The 18190-nt window shown below is 66.3% G+C and carries 18 protein-coding genes; 9 read left to right on the top strand and 9 right to left on the bottom strand.

Annotated features, from left to right (window positions below; all coding sequences use genetic code 11):
- Positions 1 to 3: 3 nt before the first annotated feature.
- From ACVENA_RS18080 to ACVENA_RS18070, 3 genes are all read right to left on the bottom strand, one after another.
- Positions 4 to 1182: an efflux RND transporter periplasmic adaptor subunit gene (locus tag ACVENA_RS18080; RefSeq protein ID WP_449326517.1), complete on the bottom strand. Its 1179-nt coding sequence runs from the start codon at positions 1180 to 1182 to the stop codon at positions 4 to 6.
- A 148-nt stretch (positions 1183 to 1330) separates the two neighbouring features.
- Positions 1331 to 3259, bottom strand: a complete 1929-nt coding sequence (dxs, locus tag ACVENA_RS18075; protein WP_449326516.1) for a 1-deoxy-D-xylulose-5-phosphate synthase — start codon at positions 3257 to 3259, stop codon at positions 1331 to 1333.
- A gap of 188 nt (positions 3260 to 3447) precedes the next feature.
- The gene (locus ACVENA_RS18070; protein ID WP_449326515.1) at positions 3448 to 3675 is read right to left on the bottom strand and encodes a hypothetical protein; all 228 of its coding nucleotides are present in this window, start codon (positions 3673 to 3675) and stop codon (positions 3448 to 3450) included.
- Positions 3676 to 3837: 162 nt separating this feature from the next.
- On the opposite strand from ACVENA_RS18070, the gene ACVENA_RS18065 reads away from it, so the two are divergent.
- A complete protein-coding gene (locus ACVENA_RS18065; protein ID WP_449326514.1) occupies positions 3838 to 4848 on the top strand; it encodes a MipA/OmpV family protein in 1011 nt (336 codons plus the stop codon).
- 15 nt (positions 4849 to 4863) lie between these two features.
- Here the strand turns inward: ACVENA_RS18065 and ACVENA_RS18060 are convergent, their stop codons facing one another.
- Positions 4864 to 5748 (bottom strand): LysR family transcriptional regulator, encoded by an 885-nt coding sequence (locus tag ACVENA_RS18060; RefSeq protein WP_449326513.1) that lies wholly within the window; start codon positions 5746 to 5748, stop codon positions 4864 to 4866.
- 247 nt (positions 5749 to 5995) lie between these two features.
- Here ACVENA_RS18060 and ACVENA_RS18055 point away from each other — a divergent pair, with 247 nt between their 5' ends.
- From ACVENA_RS18055 to mmsB, 8 genes are all read left to right on the top strand, one after another.
- Positions 5996 to 7489, top strand: coding sequence for a CoA-acylating methylmalonate-semialdehyde dehydrogenase (locus ACVENA_RS18055; RefSeq protein ID WP_449326512.1), 1494 nt, complete (start codon positions 5996 to 5998; stop codon positions 7487 to 7489).
- A gap of 46 nt (positions 7490 to 7535) precedes the next feature.
- On the top strand, positions 7536 to 8075 hold the full coding sequence (locus tag ACVENA_RS18050) for a hypothetical protein (RefSeq protein WP_449326511.1): 540 nt from the start codon (positions 7536 to 7538) through the stop codon (positions 8073 to 8075).
- A gap of 22 nt (positions 8076 to 8097) precedes the next feature.
- Positions 8098 to 8403, top strand: coding sequence for an I78 family peptidase inhibitor (locus ACVENA_RS18045; RefSeq protein ID WP_449326510.1), 306 nt, complete (start codon positions 8098 to 8100; stop codon positions 8401 to 8403).
- Positions 8396 to 8791 (top strand): RidA family protein, encoded by a 396-nt coding sequence (locus tag ACVENA_RS18040; protein ID WP_449326509.1) that lies wholly within the window; start codon positions 8396 to 8398, stop codon positions 8789 to 8791. The genes ACVENA_RS18045 and ACVENA_RS18040 overlap by 8 nt, the downstream gene beginning before the upstream one ends.
- Positions 8792 to 8793: 2 nt before the next feature.
- Positions 8794 to 9939, top strand: a complete 1146-nt coding sequence (locus ACVENA_RS18035) for an acyl-CoA dehydrogenase family protein (RefSeq protein ID WP_449326508.1) — start codon at positions 8794 to 8796, stop codon at positions 9937 to 9939.
- Positions 9936 to 10982, top strand: coding sequence for an enoyl-CoA hydratase/isomerase family protein (locus ACVENA_RS18030; protein WP_449326507.1), 1047 nt, complete (start codon positions 9936 to 9938; stop codon positions 10980 to 10982). Before ACVENA_RS18035 ends, ACVENA_RS18030 begins: the two co-directional genes overlap by 4 nt.
- Before the next feature lie 76 nt (positions 10983 to 11058).
- Positions 11059 to 11841 carry an enoyl-CoA hydratase-related protein gene (locus tag ACVENA_RS18025; RefSeq protein WP_449326506.1) on the top strand — a complete coding sequence of 261 codons (783 nt, stop codon included), beginning with the start codon at positions 11059 to 11061 and terminating at the stop codon, positions 11839 to 11841.
- A gap of 142 nt (positions 11842 to 11983) precedes the next feature.
- Entirely contained in the window at positions 11984 to 12859 is an 876-nt protein-coding gene (gene mmsB, locus ACVENA_RS18020) for a 3-hydroxyisobutyrate dehydrogenase (protein WP_449326505.1), read from the top strand.
- Between the two features lie 303 nt (positions 12860 to 13162).
- Here mmsB and ACVENA_RS18015 read toward each other — a convergent pair whose 3' ends face one another.
- The 5 genes from ACVENA_RS18015 to ACVENA_RS17995 form a co-directional block, all read right to left on the bottom strand.
- Complete coding sequence (locus tag ACVENA_RS18015; RefSeq protein ID WP_449326504.1) at positions 13163 to 13381, bottom strand: hypothetical protein; 219 nt, start codon at positions 13379 to 13381, stop codon at positions 13163 to 13165.
- A gap of 92 nt (positions 13382 to 13473) precedes the next feature.
- Positions 13474 to 13710: a hypothetical protein gene (locus tag ACVENA_RS18010; RefSeq protein ID WP_449326503.1), complete on the bottom strand. Its 237-nt coding sequence runs from the start codon at positions 13708 to 13710 to the stop codon at positions 13474 to 13476.
- Between the two features lie 144 nt (positions 13711 to 13854).
- Entirely contained in the window at positions 13855 to 15888 is a 2034-nt protein-coding gene (locus ACVENA_RS18005) for a 3-hydroxyacyl-CoA dehydrogenase NAD-binding domain-containing protein (RefSeq protein ID WP_449326502.1), read from the bottom strand.
- A 119-nt stretch (positions 15889 to 16007) separates the two neighbouring features.
- Positions 16008 to 17222 (bottom strand): serine hydrolase domain-containing protein, encoded by a 1215-nt coding sequence (locus ACVENA_RS18000; RefSeq protein WP_449326501.1) that lies wholly within the window; start codon positions 17220 to 17222, stop codon positions 16008 to 16010.
- Positions 17219 to 18166, bottom strand: a complete 948-nt coding sequence (locus ACVENA_RS17995; protein ID WP_449326500.1) for an aldo/keto reductase family protein — start codon at positions 18164 to 18166, stop codon at positions 17219 to 17221. Before ACVENA_RS17995 ends, ACVENA_RS18000 begins: the two co-directional genes overlap by 4 nt.
- Positions 18167 to 18190: the final 24 nt, after the last annotated feature.

Genomic DNA, 18190 nt, shown 5'->3' with positions numbered 1-18190 from the left:
GGCCTATTTTCCTTTCGTCGCCGCACTCTTGTCCGCGGGCGCCCCTATCCGCTGCGGACTGCTGGCCGGAACCGGCTTGATCGGCGCACCCTGCCGCAGGTTGCCGACCCCCTGGCTGATGACCTTGTCGCCGGGCTTCAGCCCGTCGGTGACGACCCAGTTCGTCCCCACCGTGCGCTTGGCGACGATCTTGCGCCGCGCTGCCTTGTTGTCCTTGCCGACCAGATAGACGAAGGCCGACCCGTCGAAATCGCGCTGCACCGCGGTTTGCGGCACGAGCATCGCGGCCGGATTGATCGCCTGATCGAACAGCGCCGTCACGAACATGCCGGGAAGCAGCAGCCCCCCAGGGTTCGGAAAGCGCGCGCGCAGCGTCACCGTGCCGGTTTCCTCGCTGACCGTCACTTCCGAAAACTGCACCGTGCCGGGAAGAGGGTAGTCGCTGCCGTCCTCCAGCTTCAGCCGCACCGAGGTGCCGCCCGGCGTCACCCCGCCGCTGGCGAGCGCCTGGCGCAGCCGGGTGAGGTCGGCGCTCGACTGCTGCATGTCGACATAGATGGGGTCGGTCTGCTGGATCACCGCGAGCGGGGTCGCCTGGCTCGCGCTGACCAATCCGCCCGGCGTGACCAGGCTGCGGCCGATGCGCCCGCTGATCGGCGCCGACAGGCTGGTGTAGCGCAGGTTGATCCGCGCGGTTTCGAGCGCGGCGGCATTTTGCGCCACCGCGGCGCGCGCGCTGCGGGCCTGCGCCAGCGCGTCGGTATAATCCTGCTCGGCGACCGCCTGAATTTTCGCGAGCGGGGCAAAGCGCTTCGCTTTTTCCTCGGCCGCCTGCGCGCTGGCGCGGGCGCTCGCAAGATTCGCTTCGGCCTGATCGACCGCCGCCTGATAAAGGCTCGCATCGATCTGATAAAGCGGCTGACCGGCGCGGACGAAGCCGCCCTCGGTGAACAGGCGGCGGCGGATGACGCCGTTCACCTGCGGCCGTACCTCGCTCGTCTCGAAAGCGACGGTACGCCCGCCGAGCGAGGTGGTCACCGGCACCGCCTCCTGTTTGACGACGACATAGCCGACCTCGGCGGTGCGATTGCCGCCCTTCGCATCCTTGTCCGAACAGGCGCCGAGCGAAAGCGTCGCGATGCACAGGGCTCCGATCAGGAGCAGCGGCCTTGTCTTCGTCATCAGAATTCCGGTCTTGATTTGTGCCGGGCGGCTGGGGAGTCGGCGCTATTCAGCCGAATGGCAGGGGCCATGCAAGCGGTTTCGGGGCTTTGCGACAAAGTGCGACAATTTGGTTGCGCGCGATACCATCGCCGCGGCGATGGCGGACCTATGCCCGCGCGCCCGCCTCCTCGACGCCCGTGCTGTTGTGGCGGAGCGCCTTCAGTACCGTGTCGACGATCTGCGGCGCGTTGAGCCCCGCTTCGTCATATTGTGCCTCGGGCTTGTCCTGGTCCTGGAAGACGTCGGGCAGCCGCATCGTGCGCAGCTTCAGCCCGGCGTCGATCAGCCCCTCGTCGCTCGCGAGCGTCAGCACATGCGCGCCGAGCCCGCCGATGCTGCCTTCCTCGATCGTCACGCAGACCTCGTGGGCGGCCAGCGTCCTGCGGATCAGTTCCTCGTCGAGCGGCTTGGCGAAGCGCAGGTCGATTACGCTCGTCGACAGGCCGCGCGCTTCCAGCGTGTCGGCCGCTTTCAGCGCCTCGGCGAGCCGGGTGCCGAGCGACAGGATCGCGACCGTCTTGCCCTGGCGGACGACGCGGCCCTTGCCGATCGCGAGCTTTTGCGGAACCTCGGGCAGCGCCACGCCGGTGCCGCTTCCGCGCGGATAGCGGAAAGCGATCGGGCCCGCGTCATATTCGGCGGCAGTATAGGTCATGTGGACGAGCTCGGCCTCGTCGGCCGCGGCCATCACCACCATATTGGGCAAGGTCGCGAGATAGGTGATGTCGAAGCTGCCCGCGTGGGTCGATCCGTCGGCGCCAACCAGCCCCGCGCGGTCGATCGCGAAGCGCACCGGCAGATTCTGGATCGCGACGTCGTGGACGACCTGGTCGTAGGCGCGCTGGAGGAAGGTCGAATAGATCGCCGCGAACGGCCGCATTCCCTGCGCGGCGAGCCCGGCGGCGAAGGTCACCGCATGTTGCTCGGCGATGCCGACATCGAAGCTGCGTTCGGGGTGCGCCTTGGCGAATTTGTCGACCCCGGTCCCCGACGGCATCGCCGCGGTGATCGCGACGATCCGCTTGTCGGTCTCGGCAAGCTTGGCCAGCGTCTCGCCAAAGACGTTCTGATAGGCGGGCGGCCCCGGCGGCGCCTTCGCCTGCACGCCGGTGATGACGTCGAATTTCTGCACGCCGTGATATTTGTCGGCCGCGGCCTCGGCGGGGGCATAGCCCTTGCCCTTCATCGTCACCGCATGGATCAGCACCGGGCCATGGTCGCTGTCGCGGACATTTTCGAGCACCGGGATCAGATGGTCGAGATTATGCCCGTCGATCGGCCCGACATAATAAAAGCCCAGCTCCTCGAACAAGGTGCCGCCCATCGCCATGCCGCGTGCGAACTCGTCGGTCTTCTTCGCCGCCTTGTGGAGCGGCTGCGGCAGTTTGCGCGCAAAGCGCCGCGCGATCTCGCGAAGCTCGACGAACGGCCGCGACGAGACGAGCTTGGCGAGATAGGCCGACAGGCCGCCCACCGGCGGCGCGATCGACATGTCGTTGTCGTTGAGGATGACGATCAGCCGGTTGCCCGCGGCGGCGGCATTGTTCATCGCCTCATAGGCCATGCCCGCCGACATCGATCCGTCGCCGATCACCGCGATCGCCCGGCCGGGCTCGTCCTTCAGCTTGTTGGCGATCGCGAAGCCGAGCGCGGCGCTGATCGAGGTCGACGAATGCGCCGCCCCGAACGGGTCATATTCGCTCTCGCTGCGCTTGGTGAAGCCCGAAAGCCCGCCGCCGGTTCGCAGCGTGCGGATACGGTCGCGGCGCCCGGTGACGATCTTGTGCGGATAGCATTGATGCCCGACGTCCCAGACGATCTTGTCGCGCGGCGTCTCGAACACATAATGGAGCGCGACCGTCAGCTCGACGACGCCGAGCCCCGAGCCCAGGTGCCCGCCGGTGGTACCGACGGCCGAAATCATCTCGGCGCGCAGTTCGTCGGCGAACTGGCGGAGGTCTTCGGGCTTCAGCTTGCGGAGGTCGGCGGGGACATCCACCGTGTCGAGCAGCGGCGTATGCGGACGATCGGTCATCGCGGCGTCATACTGGTAACCGCAGATACTGTCGAATAAAAAGCCTCCCCTCCCTGCAAGGGAGGGGTGCGAAGACTTGGCAGCTCGCTGCCTAGTCGCAGCGGGGTGGGTAAGCGACCCGAAGGAACTCCGAAGGAAAGAACGCCTGCGGCGACCCACCCCCAGCCCCTCCCTTGCAGGGAGGGGAGCTATTCTTCCTCTTCCTCGCGCCCTTTCGCTGTACCGATCTGCGCGTACAGCCCGCGCACCATCAGGTCGGTGAACACCAGCATCGCCCCGACCATCGCAAGCAGCAGCACGACCGCGATCACCGGAAACGGCCCGATCGTCGCGATCGCCTCGCGCCGCATCACCGCCGCGATCAGCGCCGCGCTCGCGAGCAGCGCATAGCCCGCGAACCGTCCCGCGCGGCTCATCGGGAACCGATGCGCGCTTGCGCGGATAGAAGGGAAGGCAGGACGGAGCGATGCATGAAAGCCACGATGAAGCGAAAAGCCTCCCCCGGCAAGACGAAGTCTTTGCATTGCGGTGACAATCCCATACACCCGCTGCCAGAGGGGCAAGAACATAGGATGGATATGCCCGATTTGACGTCGCTCTTCCGCTTCCTCCGCCTGGCGCCGATCCTTGCTGCCCTCGCGGGCTTCGCGGCGCCCGCCGCGGCCGAGGAGGTCGCGCTTCCCTACGATCTGCCGCTCACTGCCGATCCGTCGCCGGTCGCTGCGCCCGCCGATGCGCCGGCGCGCTTCGTGCAGGACAGCGGCGACATCGATGACAATATCTTGCTCCCCGCCGCACGGCCGCAGGACGATCGTGAGGACCGCCGCTATGCGCGCGACTATTTCGCGCTTGCCGCGGGGGTGATCACCGTGCCGAGCTATAATGGTTCGGACGAGCGCAACGTCCTTCCCGCCTTCTATTTCCGCGGGCGCTACAAGGGGTACAGCTTCTCGACCCGCGGCACCAATTTTCAGGTCGACCTGATCCGTCAGAAGCGCGGGCAGCGGACCGACTTCAAGTTCGGCCCGATCATCAACCTGCGCAGCGACCGTACCGGCCGCATCAAGGACGCGCAGGTCGAGGCGCTCGGTGACCGCAAGATGGCGGTCGAGCTCGGCATTTCGGCGGGGATCACGCAATCGGGCATCATCACCAGCCGCTACGACCAGATCGGTTTTCGCGTCGTCGGGGTCAAGGACATCAGCGGCCGGCACGGAAGCTGGGTCGTCTCGCCGACGATCGATTATGGCACGCCGCTGTCGAAGCGCGCCTATATCGGCCTTTCGGCGTCGTTCAATGTCTATGGCAAGGGCTTCGGCCGCTATTATTTCGACGTCGACCCCGTGGGCAGCGCCGCGAGCGGGTTGCCCGTCTATACCGGCGCCGGCCGCAAGGCGACGCTCGGCAAATATACGATCGGCATGGCCGGCGCCTATTCGCTGTCGGGTGACCTTCGCAAGGGCTTCGTGCTGATCGGCGGCGCGCAATATGGCCGGATGACGAGCCGGTTCGGGGCTTCGCCGATCGTCGATGTCGCCGGCAGCCGCGACCAGTGGCTGATGGGCGGCGGGCTCGCCTATCAGTTCTGAGCGGCGCGCGCGGCATCAGTCCGGGACCAGCAGGCCCCGATTCTCGCGCACCTCGGCATCGAGCCATTCGATGAACGCACGAATCCGCGGTTGCGGCGCGACGTCGCGGTGGAGCGCGAGCCAGAAGGCGCGCGCGATGACCTGATCGGGCCGGACGCGCACCAGCGCGGGGTCGTCCGCGGCCAGGAAACAGGGCAGGACGCCGACCCCGGCGCCGCCGGCGATCATCCGCCGCTGCGCGAGGATCGACGATGAGCGCACGGTGGCGCGCAGCCCCGGCTCGATCTCGCCCAGATAGTCGAGTTCGGGCGCATAGAGGATGTCGGGCATATAGCCGATCACCGGAATCCCCGCGCGCGCCAGCGGGGTCCGCTCGGCCGCGTCCCGCCATTCGGGCCGGTCGGCGGGCGCATAGAGGCCCAGACTGTAATCCGACAGCTTGCGCGTGATCAGCGGGCCTTTTCGGGGTCGCGCGAGCAGGATCGCCATATCGGCCTCGCGCCGCGACGGGTCGAGGAAGCCCGACGAGGCGACGAGGTCGATCTCGAGCTCGGGATGCGCGGCGACGAAACGGCCGAGCCGCGGCGCGATGAAGCTGTTGCCGAAGCCTTCGGAAACGCTGACCCGCAACTGCCCTGACAGGCCCGTTTCCTCGTCGCGTGTATGAATGCGCGCCGCCGCCGCCGCCATCGCTTCGGCGTGCGGCACGAGCGCGCGGCCCGCCGCGGTCAGGACGAAGCCGGTGGGCGCGCGCTCGAACAAGGTCTGGCCGAGCGCGGTTTCGAGCGCGCTCACCCGGCGGCTGACCGTGGTTGCATCGACGTGCAGCGCCGCCCCCGCCCGCGCGAGCGTGCCGTGGCGCGCGACGAACAGGAAATATTGCAGCTCGTCCCAATCCATTTGCCTGCAAATATGCAGCATCGTCCTGCAAGTCTATCCCTTGCAATCGGGTCCCAACTGGTCCGATAGACCGTTTCGAGAGCGGCGCGCGTCAAACTGGAGCCATTCTCTCTCCGTTCGCCCTGAGCTTGTCGAAGGGCCGTTCTTTCATTCAGACGCCTGGTGAAGAAGAACGGTGCTTCGACAAGCTCAGCACGAACGGGCGTTTGTGGGCGCGCCGCAGAAAATAGGGAAAGGAAACCCCCTCATGCGACAGATCGACCACCACATCGCCGGCGGCGCCGGCGGTAGCGCTCGCTTCGGCGACATCCTCGACCCCAACAACGGCGGCGTGCAGGCGCGGGTCGCGCTGGGTGATCGCGCCGTGCTCGACCGCGCCGTCGCCGCCGCGAAGGCCGCGCAGCCCGGCTGGGCGACGACCAATCCGCAGCGCCGCGCCCGCGTGATGTTCGAATTCAAGCGGCTGGTCGAGGCCAATATGGAAGAGCTGGCGCAGATGCTCTCGGCCGAGCATGGCAAGGTGATCGCCGACGCGCGCGGCGACGTCCAGCGCGGGCTCGACGTCGTCGAATTCGCCTGCGCCGCGCCGCATGTGCTGAAGGGCGACTATACGATCGGTGCCGGTCCCGGCATCGACGTCTATTCGATGCGCCAGCCGATCGGCATCGGCGCGGGCATCACCCCGTTCAACTTTCCCGCGATGATCCCGTTGTGGATGGGCGCGATCGCGACCGTCGTCGGCAACGCTTTCATTCTCAAGCCCAGCGAACGCGACCCGTCGGTTCCCGTGCGCCTGTCGGAATTGTTCCTCGAGGCGGGGATGCCCGAAGGCATCTTCCAGACCGTCCACGGCGACAAGGAGATGGTCGACGCGATCCTCGACCACCCCGATATCGGCGCGGTCAGCTTCGTCGGCTCGTCGGACATCGCGCATTATGTCTACAACCGCGGCGTCGCGAACGGAAAGCGCGTCCAGGCGATGGGCGGCGCGAAGAACCACGGCATCGTCATGCCCGACGCCGACCTCGACCAGGTGGTGAATGATCTCACAGGCGCCGCCTTCGGCTCGGCCGGCGAACGCTGCATGGCGCTGCCGGTCGTCGTGCCGGTCGGCGAGGACACCGCGAACCGCCTCCGCGACAAGCTCGTCCCCGCGATCGAGGCGTTGCGCGTCGGCGTGTCGACCGATGCCGAGGCGCATTACGGCCCGGTGGTCACCGAAGCGCACAAGCAGAAGGTCGAGGGCTGGATCCAGAAATGCGCCGACGAGGGCGCCGAGCTCGTCATCGACGGCCGCGGTTTCACGCTGCAGGGGCATGAGAAGGGCTTCTTCGTCGGCCCGACGCTGTTCGACCACGTCACCCCCGACATGGAAAGCTACAAGGAAGAAATCTTCGGCCCCGTCCTCCAGATCGTCCGCGCGCCTGATTTCGAAACCGCGCTCGACCTGCCGTCGAAGCATCAGTACGGCAACGGCGTCGCCATCTTCACCCGCAACGGCCACGCGGCGCGCGAATTTGCGGCGCGCGTCAATGTCGGCATGGTCGGGATCAACGTGCCGATCCCGGTGCCGGTCGCCTACCATACGTTCGGTGGCTGGAAGCGCTCGGCGTTCGGCGACACCAACCAGCACGGCATGGAAGGCGTCAAATTCTGGACCAAGGTCAAGACCGTCACCGCGCGCTGGCCCGACGGCTCGCCCGACGGCGGCAACGCCTTCGTCATCCCGACGATGGGCTAGGCAACCCTTGCGCCGGGTCGACCATTTCTCCTGTCGAAGGAGAAGGATGATGATGCGATGGACGATGCCGGCGGCGCTGCTGCTGCTCGCCGCCTGTAGTGGCGGCGACAAGGATGAGCAGGCCGAAGCCGACAAGGTGCCCGCGGTGCCGACGGTTCCCGAGGCCGCCCCCGCGGCGCCCGCCGCGGCGCAGGAAAGCGCGCCCGACTATGTCGCCGACCCGGCGGTGAAGCCGCCTGCAAAGCCTGACCCTGGTATCGGCCAGGGTGACGCGGCGATTCCCGTCGCGCTTCAGGGGCGCTGGGGATTGGTCGCGGCCGACTGCACCTCGACCAAGGGGGACGCAAAGGGACTGCTGACGATCGGCGCGGCCGACCTGCGTTTCTATGAATCGCAGGGAATCCTCGCGCATATCCGCGAACGCAGTGCAACGCGCCTTGTCGCCGATTACAAGTTCAGCGGCGAAGGCGAGGATTGGGACCGGCTGATGCAACTCACGGTGCAGGATGGCGGCAAGATACTCGTCCGCCGCGATTATGGCGAGGGTGCCGCGCCCGAACCGATGCGCTATAGCCGTTGTGCCTGATGGCCAGAAAGGGAGATTCACGATGGACATTCGCCTGATCGCAATCGCCGCCGCCGCCCTGCCGCTCGCCGCCTGCGCGGCCAGCGAAGCCCCCGCCGAATCGACCCCGCCGCCGCCCGCCGAAATGACGTGCAACGCCGATGCGGGCGCGAGCTTCGTCGGTCAGACCGCGACGCCCGATCTGGGCGGCGCAATCGTCAAGGCGACCGGCGCGCGCACGCTGCGCTGGGGCCCGCCGCGCTCGGCGATGACGATGGATTATCGGCAGGACCGGGTGAATGTGATGTACGACGATGCGTACAAGATCACGCAGGTCACGTGTGGCTGACGATTCTCGACGCAATCACAGCTCGGCCTCCCCGTTCGAACCCGTTTACGGCTACAGCCGTGCGGTTCGGGTGGGGAATCGCATCGACGTCGCCGGTTGTGCGCCGATCGAACCCGACGGCTCGTCGACCCCCGGCGACGCCGGGGTGCAGGCGGCGCGCTGCCTGGCGATCATCGGCGAAGCGCTCGCGGCGCTCGGCGGCAGCTTCGCCGACGTCGTCCGCACCCGCATGTACATCACCGACGCCGCCGATGCCGACCGCGTCGGCCATGCCCATGGCGCGGTGTTCAAGGACATCCGCCCGGCCGCGACGATGCTCGTAATCCCCGCACTGATCCGCCCCGAGTGGAAAGTCGAAATCGAGGCCGAGGCCATCCTAGAGAAGTGACCATGACCGACCAGTTCCAGCTTACCGACGACCAGCTCGCCATTCAGGACATGGCGCGCAAATTCACCGCCGATCGCATCACACCTTTCGCGGCCGAGTGGGACGAGACGCATCATTATCCTGTCGATGTCTGGAAGGCGGCGGGCGAGCTCGGCTTCGGCGCGATTTACGTGGCCGAGGAATCGGGCGGCATCGGGCTCGGCCGGCTCGAGGCGGCGCTGATCATGGAGGCGATGGCCTATGGCTGCCCCGCGACCAGCGCTTATGTCTCGATCCACAATATGGCGACGTGGATGATCGACCGCTTCGGCGGCGCGGAGATCAAGGCGCGCTTCCTGCCGCAACTCGTCAGCATGGAGAAGATCGCCTCCTATTGCCTGACCGAGCCGGGGTCGGGGTCGGACGCCGCGGCGCTCAAGACCACGGCGAAAAGGGACGGCGACCATTATGTGCTCAACGGCACCAAGCAGTTCATTTCGGGGGCGGGTACCAACGACATCTATGTCTGCATGGTCCGCACCGGTGAAGAGAAGTCGAAAGGCATCTCTTGCCTCGTCATCGAGAAGGATGCGCCTGGCCTCAGCTTCGGCGCGCCCGAGAAGAAGCTCGGCTGGAACGCCTCGCCGACCGCGCAGGTGATTTTCGAGGATTGCCGCGTGCCGGTCGAAAACCGGGTCGGGGCCGAGGGCGACGGCTTTCGTTTCGCGATGGCGGGGCTCGACGGCGGGCGGCTCAACATCGGCGCCTGCTCGCTGGGCGGCGCGCAGCGCTGCCTCGACGAGGCGATCGCCTATACGAAGGATCGCCAGCAGTTCGGGCAGCCGATCGCCGATTTCCAGAACACCCAGTTCATGCTCGCCGACATGGCGACCGACCTCGAAGCCGCGCGCGCCCTGCTCTATCTCGCCGCGGCGAAGGTGACCGCGAACGCTCCCGACAAGTCGCGCTTCTCGGCGATGGCGAAGCGGCTCGCGACCGACAATGGCAGCAAGATCGTCAACGACGCCCTGCAATTGTTCGGCGGCTACGGCTATTTGAAGGATTATCCGATCGAGCGCTTCTGGCGCGACCTGCGCGTCCATTCGATCCTCGAAGGGACGAACCAGGTGATGCGGATGATCGTGGGAAGGGACCTGCTGCGCCAATGACCGAAGATGTTCTGATCAGCACCGACGGTCGCGTCGGTCGCCTGTCGCTCAATCGCCCCAAGGCGATTCACGCGCTCAACCTGCCGATGTGCGAGGCGATGATCGACGCGCTCGTCGGGTGGCGCGAGGATGGCGCCGTCGAGGCGGTGATCATCGACCATAGCGAGGGACGCGGCTTCTGCGCGGGCGGCGATATCCGCATGCTCGCGGAAAGCGGCGCGAAGGATGGGAAGGAGGCGTGCGCCTTCTTCCACACCGAATATCGCCTCAACCATCTGCTCTTCACCTATCCGAAGCCCGTCGTCGCCTTCATGGACGGCATCACGATGGGCGGCGGAGTCGGCATTTCGCAGCCCGCACCCTATCGCGTCGCGACCGAGCACACCCGCTTCGCGATGCCCGAGACCGGGATCGGCCTCTTCCCCGACGTCGGCGGCGGCTGGTATCTGCCGCGGCTCGAAGGTCGTGTCGGGGTTTTTCTCGCGCTCACCGGCGCGCGGCTCGACGGCGCCGAATGTTTGGCGCTGGGTCTCGCGACTCATTATCTTCCGTCGGAAAAGCTCGCCGAAGCGAAGGCGCGGATCGCGCAGCACCCCGACCGCATCGGCGGCATCCTGGGCGAACTGTCGGTCACTGCTCCGCCTGCCGCGATCACCGGCCAGGTCGACAAGATCAACCGCCTGTTCGCCAGCGACCGCTATGAGGATATCCTTGCCGCGCTCGAGACCGATGGCGGCGAATGGGCGGCGAAGGAGCTTGATGCGCTCCGCACCAAGAGCCCGCAGACCTGCAAGGTCGCGCTGCGCCAGCTCAAGGAAGGCGGCGCGATGCCCGACTTCGCGAGCCAGATGCGCCAGGAATATGCGATCGGCAGCCATGTCGTCGCGATGCACGACTTCATCGAAGGCGTCCGGGCCCTGATCATCGACAAGGACAACAGCCCGAAATGGGACCCGCCGACGCCCGAGGCGGTCACCGACGCCTGGATCGACGCGATCTTCGCGCCGCTGCCGGAAAACGAGAAATGGACCCCTCTAACCTAAACCGTCACCCCGGCGAAGGCCGGGGTCTCGCCGTCGAGATTCCGGCTTTCGCCGGAATGACGAAGGAGATTGCCGAATGACATACGAAACCCTCCTCGTCGAGCAGCGCGGCGCCGTCACGCTGGTGACATTGAACCGCCCGCAGGCGCTGAACGCGCTCAACTCGTCGGTGCTCGACGATCTGATCGCGGCCTTCGCGGCTTTCGAGGCCGACCCCGGCCAGCGCTGCGCCGTGCTCACCGGATCGGGCGACAAGGCGTTCGCCGCGGGCGCCGACATCAAGGAAATGGCCGACAAGCCGGCGGCCGATTTCTACCTCGAAGACTTCTTCTCGAAATGGACGAGCGACTTCGTGAAGAAGGTCCGCAAGCCGTGGATCGCCGCGGTGAACGGCTTCGCGCTCGGCGGCGGCTGCGAACTTGCGATGATGGCCGACTTCATCATCGCCAGCGAAAAAGCGAAATTCGGCCAGCCCGAAATCAAGCTCGGCGTCGCGCCGGGCATGGGCGGGTCGCAGCGGCTGACCCGCGCGGTCGGCAAGGCGAAGGCGATGGAGATGTGCCTCACCGGCCGGATGATGGACGCCGCCGAAGCCGAACGCTCGGGGCTCGTCGCGCGCGTCGTCGCGCACGAGACGCTGGTCGACGAAGCGGTGAAGACCGCCGCGACGATCGCCGCCATGCCGCCGATGGCGGCGATGGTGAACAAGGACATGGTCAATGCCGCCTTCGAGACCACGCTCGATCAGGGGCTGCTCTACGAACGCCGCCTGTTCCAGATCCTCGCCGCGACCGAGGACAAGGCCGAAGGCATGGCCGCCTTCATCGAGAAGCGCGAAGGCGTGTGGAAGGGGCGATGATCGCCCGGCCCTCTCCCCTTCAGGGGAGAGGATATGGAGGCTTGCGAACTTGTTCGCTAGCCGGAGTTGGAGAGGGGCCTGCTGACCTCCCCCCTCTCCCAACCCTCTCCCCTGAAGGGGAGAGGGCTCATGGAGAGAATATATGAAAATCGCGTTCATCGGACTCGGCAATATGGGCGGCGGCATGGCCGCGAATCTTGCCAAGGCGGGCCATGACGTCCGCGCCTTCGACCTCAGCGAGGAAGCCCTCGGGCGCGCCGTCGAAGCTGGCTGCACCCGCGCCGCATCGGCCGCCGACGCGGTCACCGGCGCCGAGGCGGTGGTGACGATGCTCCCCGCGGGCAAGCATGTCGCGGGCGTATACGAAAGCGACGTCTTCCCGAACGCCGCGCCGGGCACCTTGCTGCTCGACTGCTCGACGATCGACGTCGCGACCGCGCGGTCGAATATCGAGGCGGCGACCGCGAAAGGCCTCGTCGCGGCCGATGCGCCGGTGTCGGGCGGTATCGCCGCCGCCAATGCGGGGACGCTGACCTTCATGGTCGGCGGCACCGACGAAGGCTTTGCGCGCGCCGAGCCGATTCTTGCGAAGATGGGCAAGGCGGTGATCCATGCCGGCGGCGCAGGCGCTGGGCAGGCGGCGAAGATCTGCAACAACATGCTGCTCGGCGCGTCGATGATCGCGACGTGCGAAAGCCTCGCGCTCGCGCAGAGGCTCGGGCTCGACCCGCAGACTTTCTTCGACATCGCCAGCGTCTCGTCGGGGCAATGCTGGTCGCTGACCAGCTACGCGCCGCTCCCCGGCGTCGGACCGACGAGCCCCGCCGACAATGATTACAAGGGCGGTTTCGCCGCGGCGCTGATGCTCAAGGACCTGCGCCTCGCGATGGAGGCCGCGGCGAGCGTCGACGCCGACGTCCCGATGGGGTCGAAGGCCCGCGAACTCTATGAAGCCTTCGTCGCGGCGGACGAAGGCGGCCATGATTTTTCGGCGATCATCCGGACGTTGCAGACATAGGCAACGCTGCTGCGGGTGCCGGTTTTGGGGTTGGAGAGCTGCCCCCTCCCCACCTTTGTCGTTCCCGCGAAAGCGGGAACCCAGTGTGGGGTTAGCCGACGCACGCTCTGGGTTCCCGCTTTCGCGGGAATGACAAAGATGAGATGCCGCGCGCGACTTTCAGACTCTCGTCATCCCGGACTTGATCCGGGATTCATTCTCTCAGCGCCGGATGAATGGACCCCGGATCAAGCCTGTCCTGAGCCTGTCGAAGGGTCCAGGGTGACGAAGAAGGATAGGGCAACTTCCGGTCCTTAGCTGTCATCACCAGCCACCGCCCCAATATTCGGCAATACCGCCGGCCGCGAAGCCGACGAGGATTGCAGCAAAGAATATGCCGTACCCTATCGCCGCTTTACGTCGATATCCGTGGTGTTTATCAAGCTTGCGGAACCCCGCCGCCCACATCGGTATCCAATAGCGGGTTCCGTAGAGATGCCCACCCAGCGCGACGAACCACGCGCAGATGAACACGATTTCCATAGCTCGGGCTAGAGGGCTCATTTCGATCACATAGCGCCGTCGGCAAACGGCGACAATCGGTCGAGAGCGGCCCACTCGACGATGCGGCACGCTCAATAAAAATCCGCCGTCTCGCCGCCGTCGCGGCGTTCGGTGCGATGAAGCTGCGTCGGCGTGCGGCGATCGCCGGTCTTGATCTCCAGCCGATCGCCCACACGCCGAACCTCCGCGGGCGCCAAGATGCGCGCTCGCGCCACGCCGACCGCAGTCGCCTGCGGCGGTGTCGCAGCGGGCGGCGACACAGCGCTTCCGGCAAGCAGCAGGGCGGCAATCAGGGACATGGCATTCATGCTCTGCCCTAACGACGGCCATTGCCACCATCTTAACCCTGAATCGCAAGTTTTCGCTCACGCCTGCGGCGGTGCGCAAGCAAAAGAAAGGCCGTCTGCCCCGGTGTGGGACAGGCGGCCCTGCTTTGCTTGGCGGTTAAAGACTCAGAACCCGCTCTTCGCCGCCGCCTTTTCCTTCAGCAGCGGGGCCACCTCGAAACCGTGGCTTTCCAGGGCCGCGGCGATCTTGTCGGTGCCTTCGATGCCCGCCCAGAACATCGGGCCGCCGCGGTAGACCGGCCAGCCATAGCCATAGATCCACACGACATCGATGTCGCTCGCACGCTGCGCCTTGCCTTCGCTAAGGATCAGCGCGCCCTCGTTGACCATCGGATAGAGGGTGCGTTCGATGATCTCCTGATCGGTGATCGCGCGCTTTTCGACCCCCGCCTTCTTGCGGAACTCGTCGATGATCTCCTCGACCCGCGCGCTCGACGTGGGGGTGCGCTTCTCGTCATAGTCGTAGAAGCCCGCCTGCTTCTTCTGGCCCCAGCGGCCCTCGGCGCAGAGCGCGTCGCGGATGCTTTCGATGCGGTTGGGGTCGCGGTGCCAGCCGATATCGACGCCGGCAAGGTCGCTCATCTGGAACGGGCCCATCGGCATGCCGAAATCGACATGCACCTTGTCGACCTGCGCAGGAGTCGCGCCTTCGAGCAGCAGCTTCTGCGCCTCGATCTGGCGCGGCGCGAGCATACGGTTGCCGATGAAGCCGTGGCAGACGCCCGCGACGACCGCGACCTTGCCGATCTTCTTGCCAACGGCCATCGCGGTCGCGAGCACATCGTCGGCGGTCTTGTCGCCGCGCACCACCTCAAGCAGCTTCATCACGTTCGCAGGCGAGAAAAAGTGCATACCCAGCACGTCGCCGGGGCGGCTGGTCGACGCCGCAATCTCGTTGACGTCGAGATAGCTGGTGTTCGAGGCGAGGATCGCGCCGGGCTTGGCGATTGTGTCGAGCTTGCCGAAGATCTCCTTCTTGACGCCCATATCCTCATAGACCGCCTCGATGATCAGGTCGCAGTCGGCGAGCGCGTCGAGTTCGAGCGCGGGAGTGATCAGCCCCATCATCTGGTCGACCTGTTCGGGCTTGAAGCGGCCCTTCGCGGCGCTCGCGTCGTAATTCTTGCGCACGACGCCGAGCCCGCGGTCGAGCGCGTCCTGCTGCATCTCGACGATCGTGCAGCGAAAGCCTTTCTGGAGGAAGTTCATCATGATGCCGCCGCCCATCGTGCCGGCGCCGATGATCCCGACATGCTTGATGTCGCGCAGCTTGATGTCCTTGGGCAGGCCGTCGATCTTCGCCGCCTGACGCTCGGCAAAGAAGATGTGGCGCTGCGCCGCCGACTGGCTGCCCATCATCAGCTTCATGAATTCCTGACGCTCGAACGCCAGACCTTCGTCGAAGGGCAGCCGCGTCGCCGCCTCGACGCAGGCGAGGTTAGCATAGGGAGCGTCATAGCCGCGCCAGCGCTTGGCGTTGGCGGTCTTGAGCTGCTCGATCACCGCGACGTCGCCGAACACCTTGCGCTCGCGCGTCGGGCGCGGGCCGTCGGCGATCTTCGCGCGCGCAAAGGCGATCGCGTCGGCGGCGAGGTTGTCCTCGCCCGCCAGTTCATCGACCAGACCGAGCTCCTTCGCCTTCGCGGCGGGAAGCGGTTCGCCGAGCGAGGTCATCGTCGCCGCGGCCTCGACCCCGACGACGCGCGGCAGGCGCTGCGTGCCGCCCGCGCCGGGCAGCAGGCCGAGCTTCACCTCGGGGACGCCGAGCTTCGCCGAGGGCACCGCGACGCGATAATGGCAGACGAGCGCGGTCTCCAGCCCGCCGCCGAGCGCAGTGCCGTGGATCGCCGCGACGACGGGCTTCGACGCCGCCTCGATCATGTTGAGCACGGCATTGAAATCGGGCCCGCGCGGGGCTTTTCCGAATTCGCTGATGTCGGCGCCGGCGATGAAGGTGCCGCCGTCGCAGCGCAGCACGATCGCCTTGACGCCGTCGTCGGCGAGCGCGGCCTCGAAATGATCCTTCAGGCCCTGGCGGACGTGCCACGACAGCGCGTTCACCGGGGGATTGTTGACGATGACGACGGCGACGTCGCCGTCCTTCTGCATCGTCACGCTGACGGGGGTTTCATCGGACATGGGAGAACTCCTTCAATCAAGAACCCGTTCGCATCGAGCGAAGTCGAGATGCCCATCGTCGGCTCACGCCTCTGGGTGTCTCGACTTCGCTCGACACGAACGGAAAGGGGTGTTGCATTTCAGTCGTCGATCGCGGCGTGGACGAGCGTCTTGACCTCACGCCGCACGGGATAGGTGGAGGAGGGCATGAGCTGGGTCATGAACACCATGCAGATTTCCTCGACCGGATCGACGAAGAAGCCGGTCGAGAACATGCCGCCCCAATAGAAGTCGCCCGCCGAGCCCGGAATCCCCGCAGCCGCCGGATCGAGCGTCACCGCGAAGCCGAGGCCGAAGCCGACCCCGGCATTCTCGTCCTCCGAAAAAATGCCGACGCTGTGCTGGGTCAGGTCGCCGCCGCCGACGAGATGGTTCGACGTCATCAGGTCCAGCGTCTTGCGGCTGATGATCCGCGTGTCGCCGAGCTTGCCCCCGCCGAGCAGCATCAGGCAGAAACGGTGATAGTCGTGGAGCGTCGAGGCGAGCCCGCCGCCGCCCGAATGGAAGCTGCGGTCCTTCGCCCAGCGGCTGCGGCCGCCCGCGTCGAACTGCTGCATCTTGTCCTTCGGGTGAAAGGCATAGGCATCGGTCAGCCGGTGCTGCTGGTCGGCGGGCACCTTGAAGCCCGTATCGGCCATGCCGAGCGGCCCGAAGATGCGATCCTGCAGCACCTGCGCAAAGGGCTTGCCCTCGATTCGCTCGATGACCGCGCCGAGCACGTCGGTCGCCATCGAATAATTCCAGTGCGCGCCGGGGTCGAATTGCAGCGGAATCTTCGCCAGTCCCTCGATGAAGCTGTCCATCGTGAACGCGGCATCGAAATCGTCGATTTTGGTCTTGCGATAGGCGGCATCGACCGGGGTGCGCTCCTGAAAGCCATAGGTCAGCCCGGAGGTATGGCGGAGCAGATCGACCATCAGGATCGGGCGCACCGGCGGCCGCGTCAGGAAGGGGGCGTTGCCGCCGCCCGCGACGAAGACGCCGGTGTCCTTGAACTCGGGGCAGAACTTTATCAGCGGATCGGACAGCGCGACCTTGCCTTCTTCGAGCAGCATCATGAAGGCGATGCTGGTGATCGGCTTGGTCATGCTGGCGATGCGGAAGATCGCATCCTCCTTCAGCGCTTCGCCCGGCCGCGCTTCGCCGATGCACGACAGATGCGCGATCTCGCCGCGCCGCGACACCAAAGTCGCCGCGTGCGGCAGGCGGCCGCTATCGACATATTTCGCCTGCAGGAAGGCGGGAATGCGGTCGAGGCGCTTTGTATCGAAGCCCTGAATGACAGAATGACTCACGAAATGCGGACTCCTTCGAGAATGGCGGCGGCTTCGGCAAGCAACGCCGGATCGATCGCGAGGTCGGCCGCCCTGGCGGTTTCGCGAAGCTGGTCGGGTCTGCTCGCGCCGACGATCGCGCTCGTGATGCCCGGCTGCGCGAGCACCCACGCAATCGCGAGCTGCGCCAGCGAGCATCCCGCCTTGTCGGCGACCGATTTCAATCCCTGCACCGCTTCGAGCACCGGGTCGGTCAGGAACTGCTGCATGAAATGCGCGTCGTCGCTCGTCGCGCGGCTTCCCTCGGGCAGCGCGGCGCCGGGGCGATATTTGCCGCTGAGCACGCCCTGTGCGAGCGGCGACCAGACGATCTGGCCGATGCCGTTCGCGATGCTGATCGGGATGACCTTCTTTTCGGCGCGGCGATAGAGCAGGCTGTATTGCGGCTGGCTCGACACGAATTTGACCGACGGCGGTGCCAGCGCGAGCGCCGCCTCGATTTGTTCGGGCGACCATTCGGAAAATCCGATCGCGCGCGCCTTGCCGTTGCGCACGACGTCGGACAGCGCCTCCATCGTCTCTTCGAGCGGGGTGTCGGGGTCGTAGCGATGGCATTGATAGAGATCGACATAGTCGGTGCGAAGCCGCGTCAGGCTGGCATCGATCTGCTTCGCCACCTGCGCGGCCGACAGCCCCTTATCGGTGTCGGTCATCGGGAAGAAGAGTTTGGTCGCGAGCACATAGGAGTCGCGCGGGCGGTCTTTCAGCGCGTCGCCGAGGAAGCTCTCCGCGGCGCCGCGACCATAGATGTTCGCGGTGTCGATGAAATTGATCCCGGCATCGAACGATGCATCGACGCAGGCGCGGCCCGCGCTGTCGTCGACGCCGACCCCGTAAGTCAGCCAGCTGCCGAGGCAGATCGCCGAAACCTCGATTCCGCTGTCGCCGAGCTGTCGATACTGCATCGCCAAATCCTTTCCTTGGACGCT

It is taken from the genome of Sphingopyxis sp. 550A, assembly GCF_053569535.1.
Note: the sequence above shows the minus strand (reverse complement) of the source record. Positions and strands in the feature narration are given on the sequence as shown.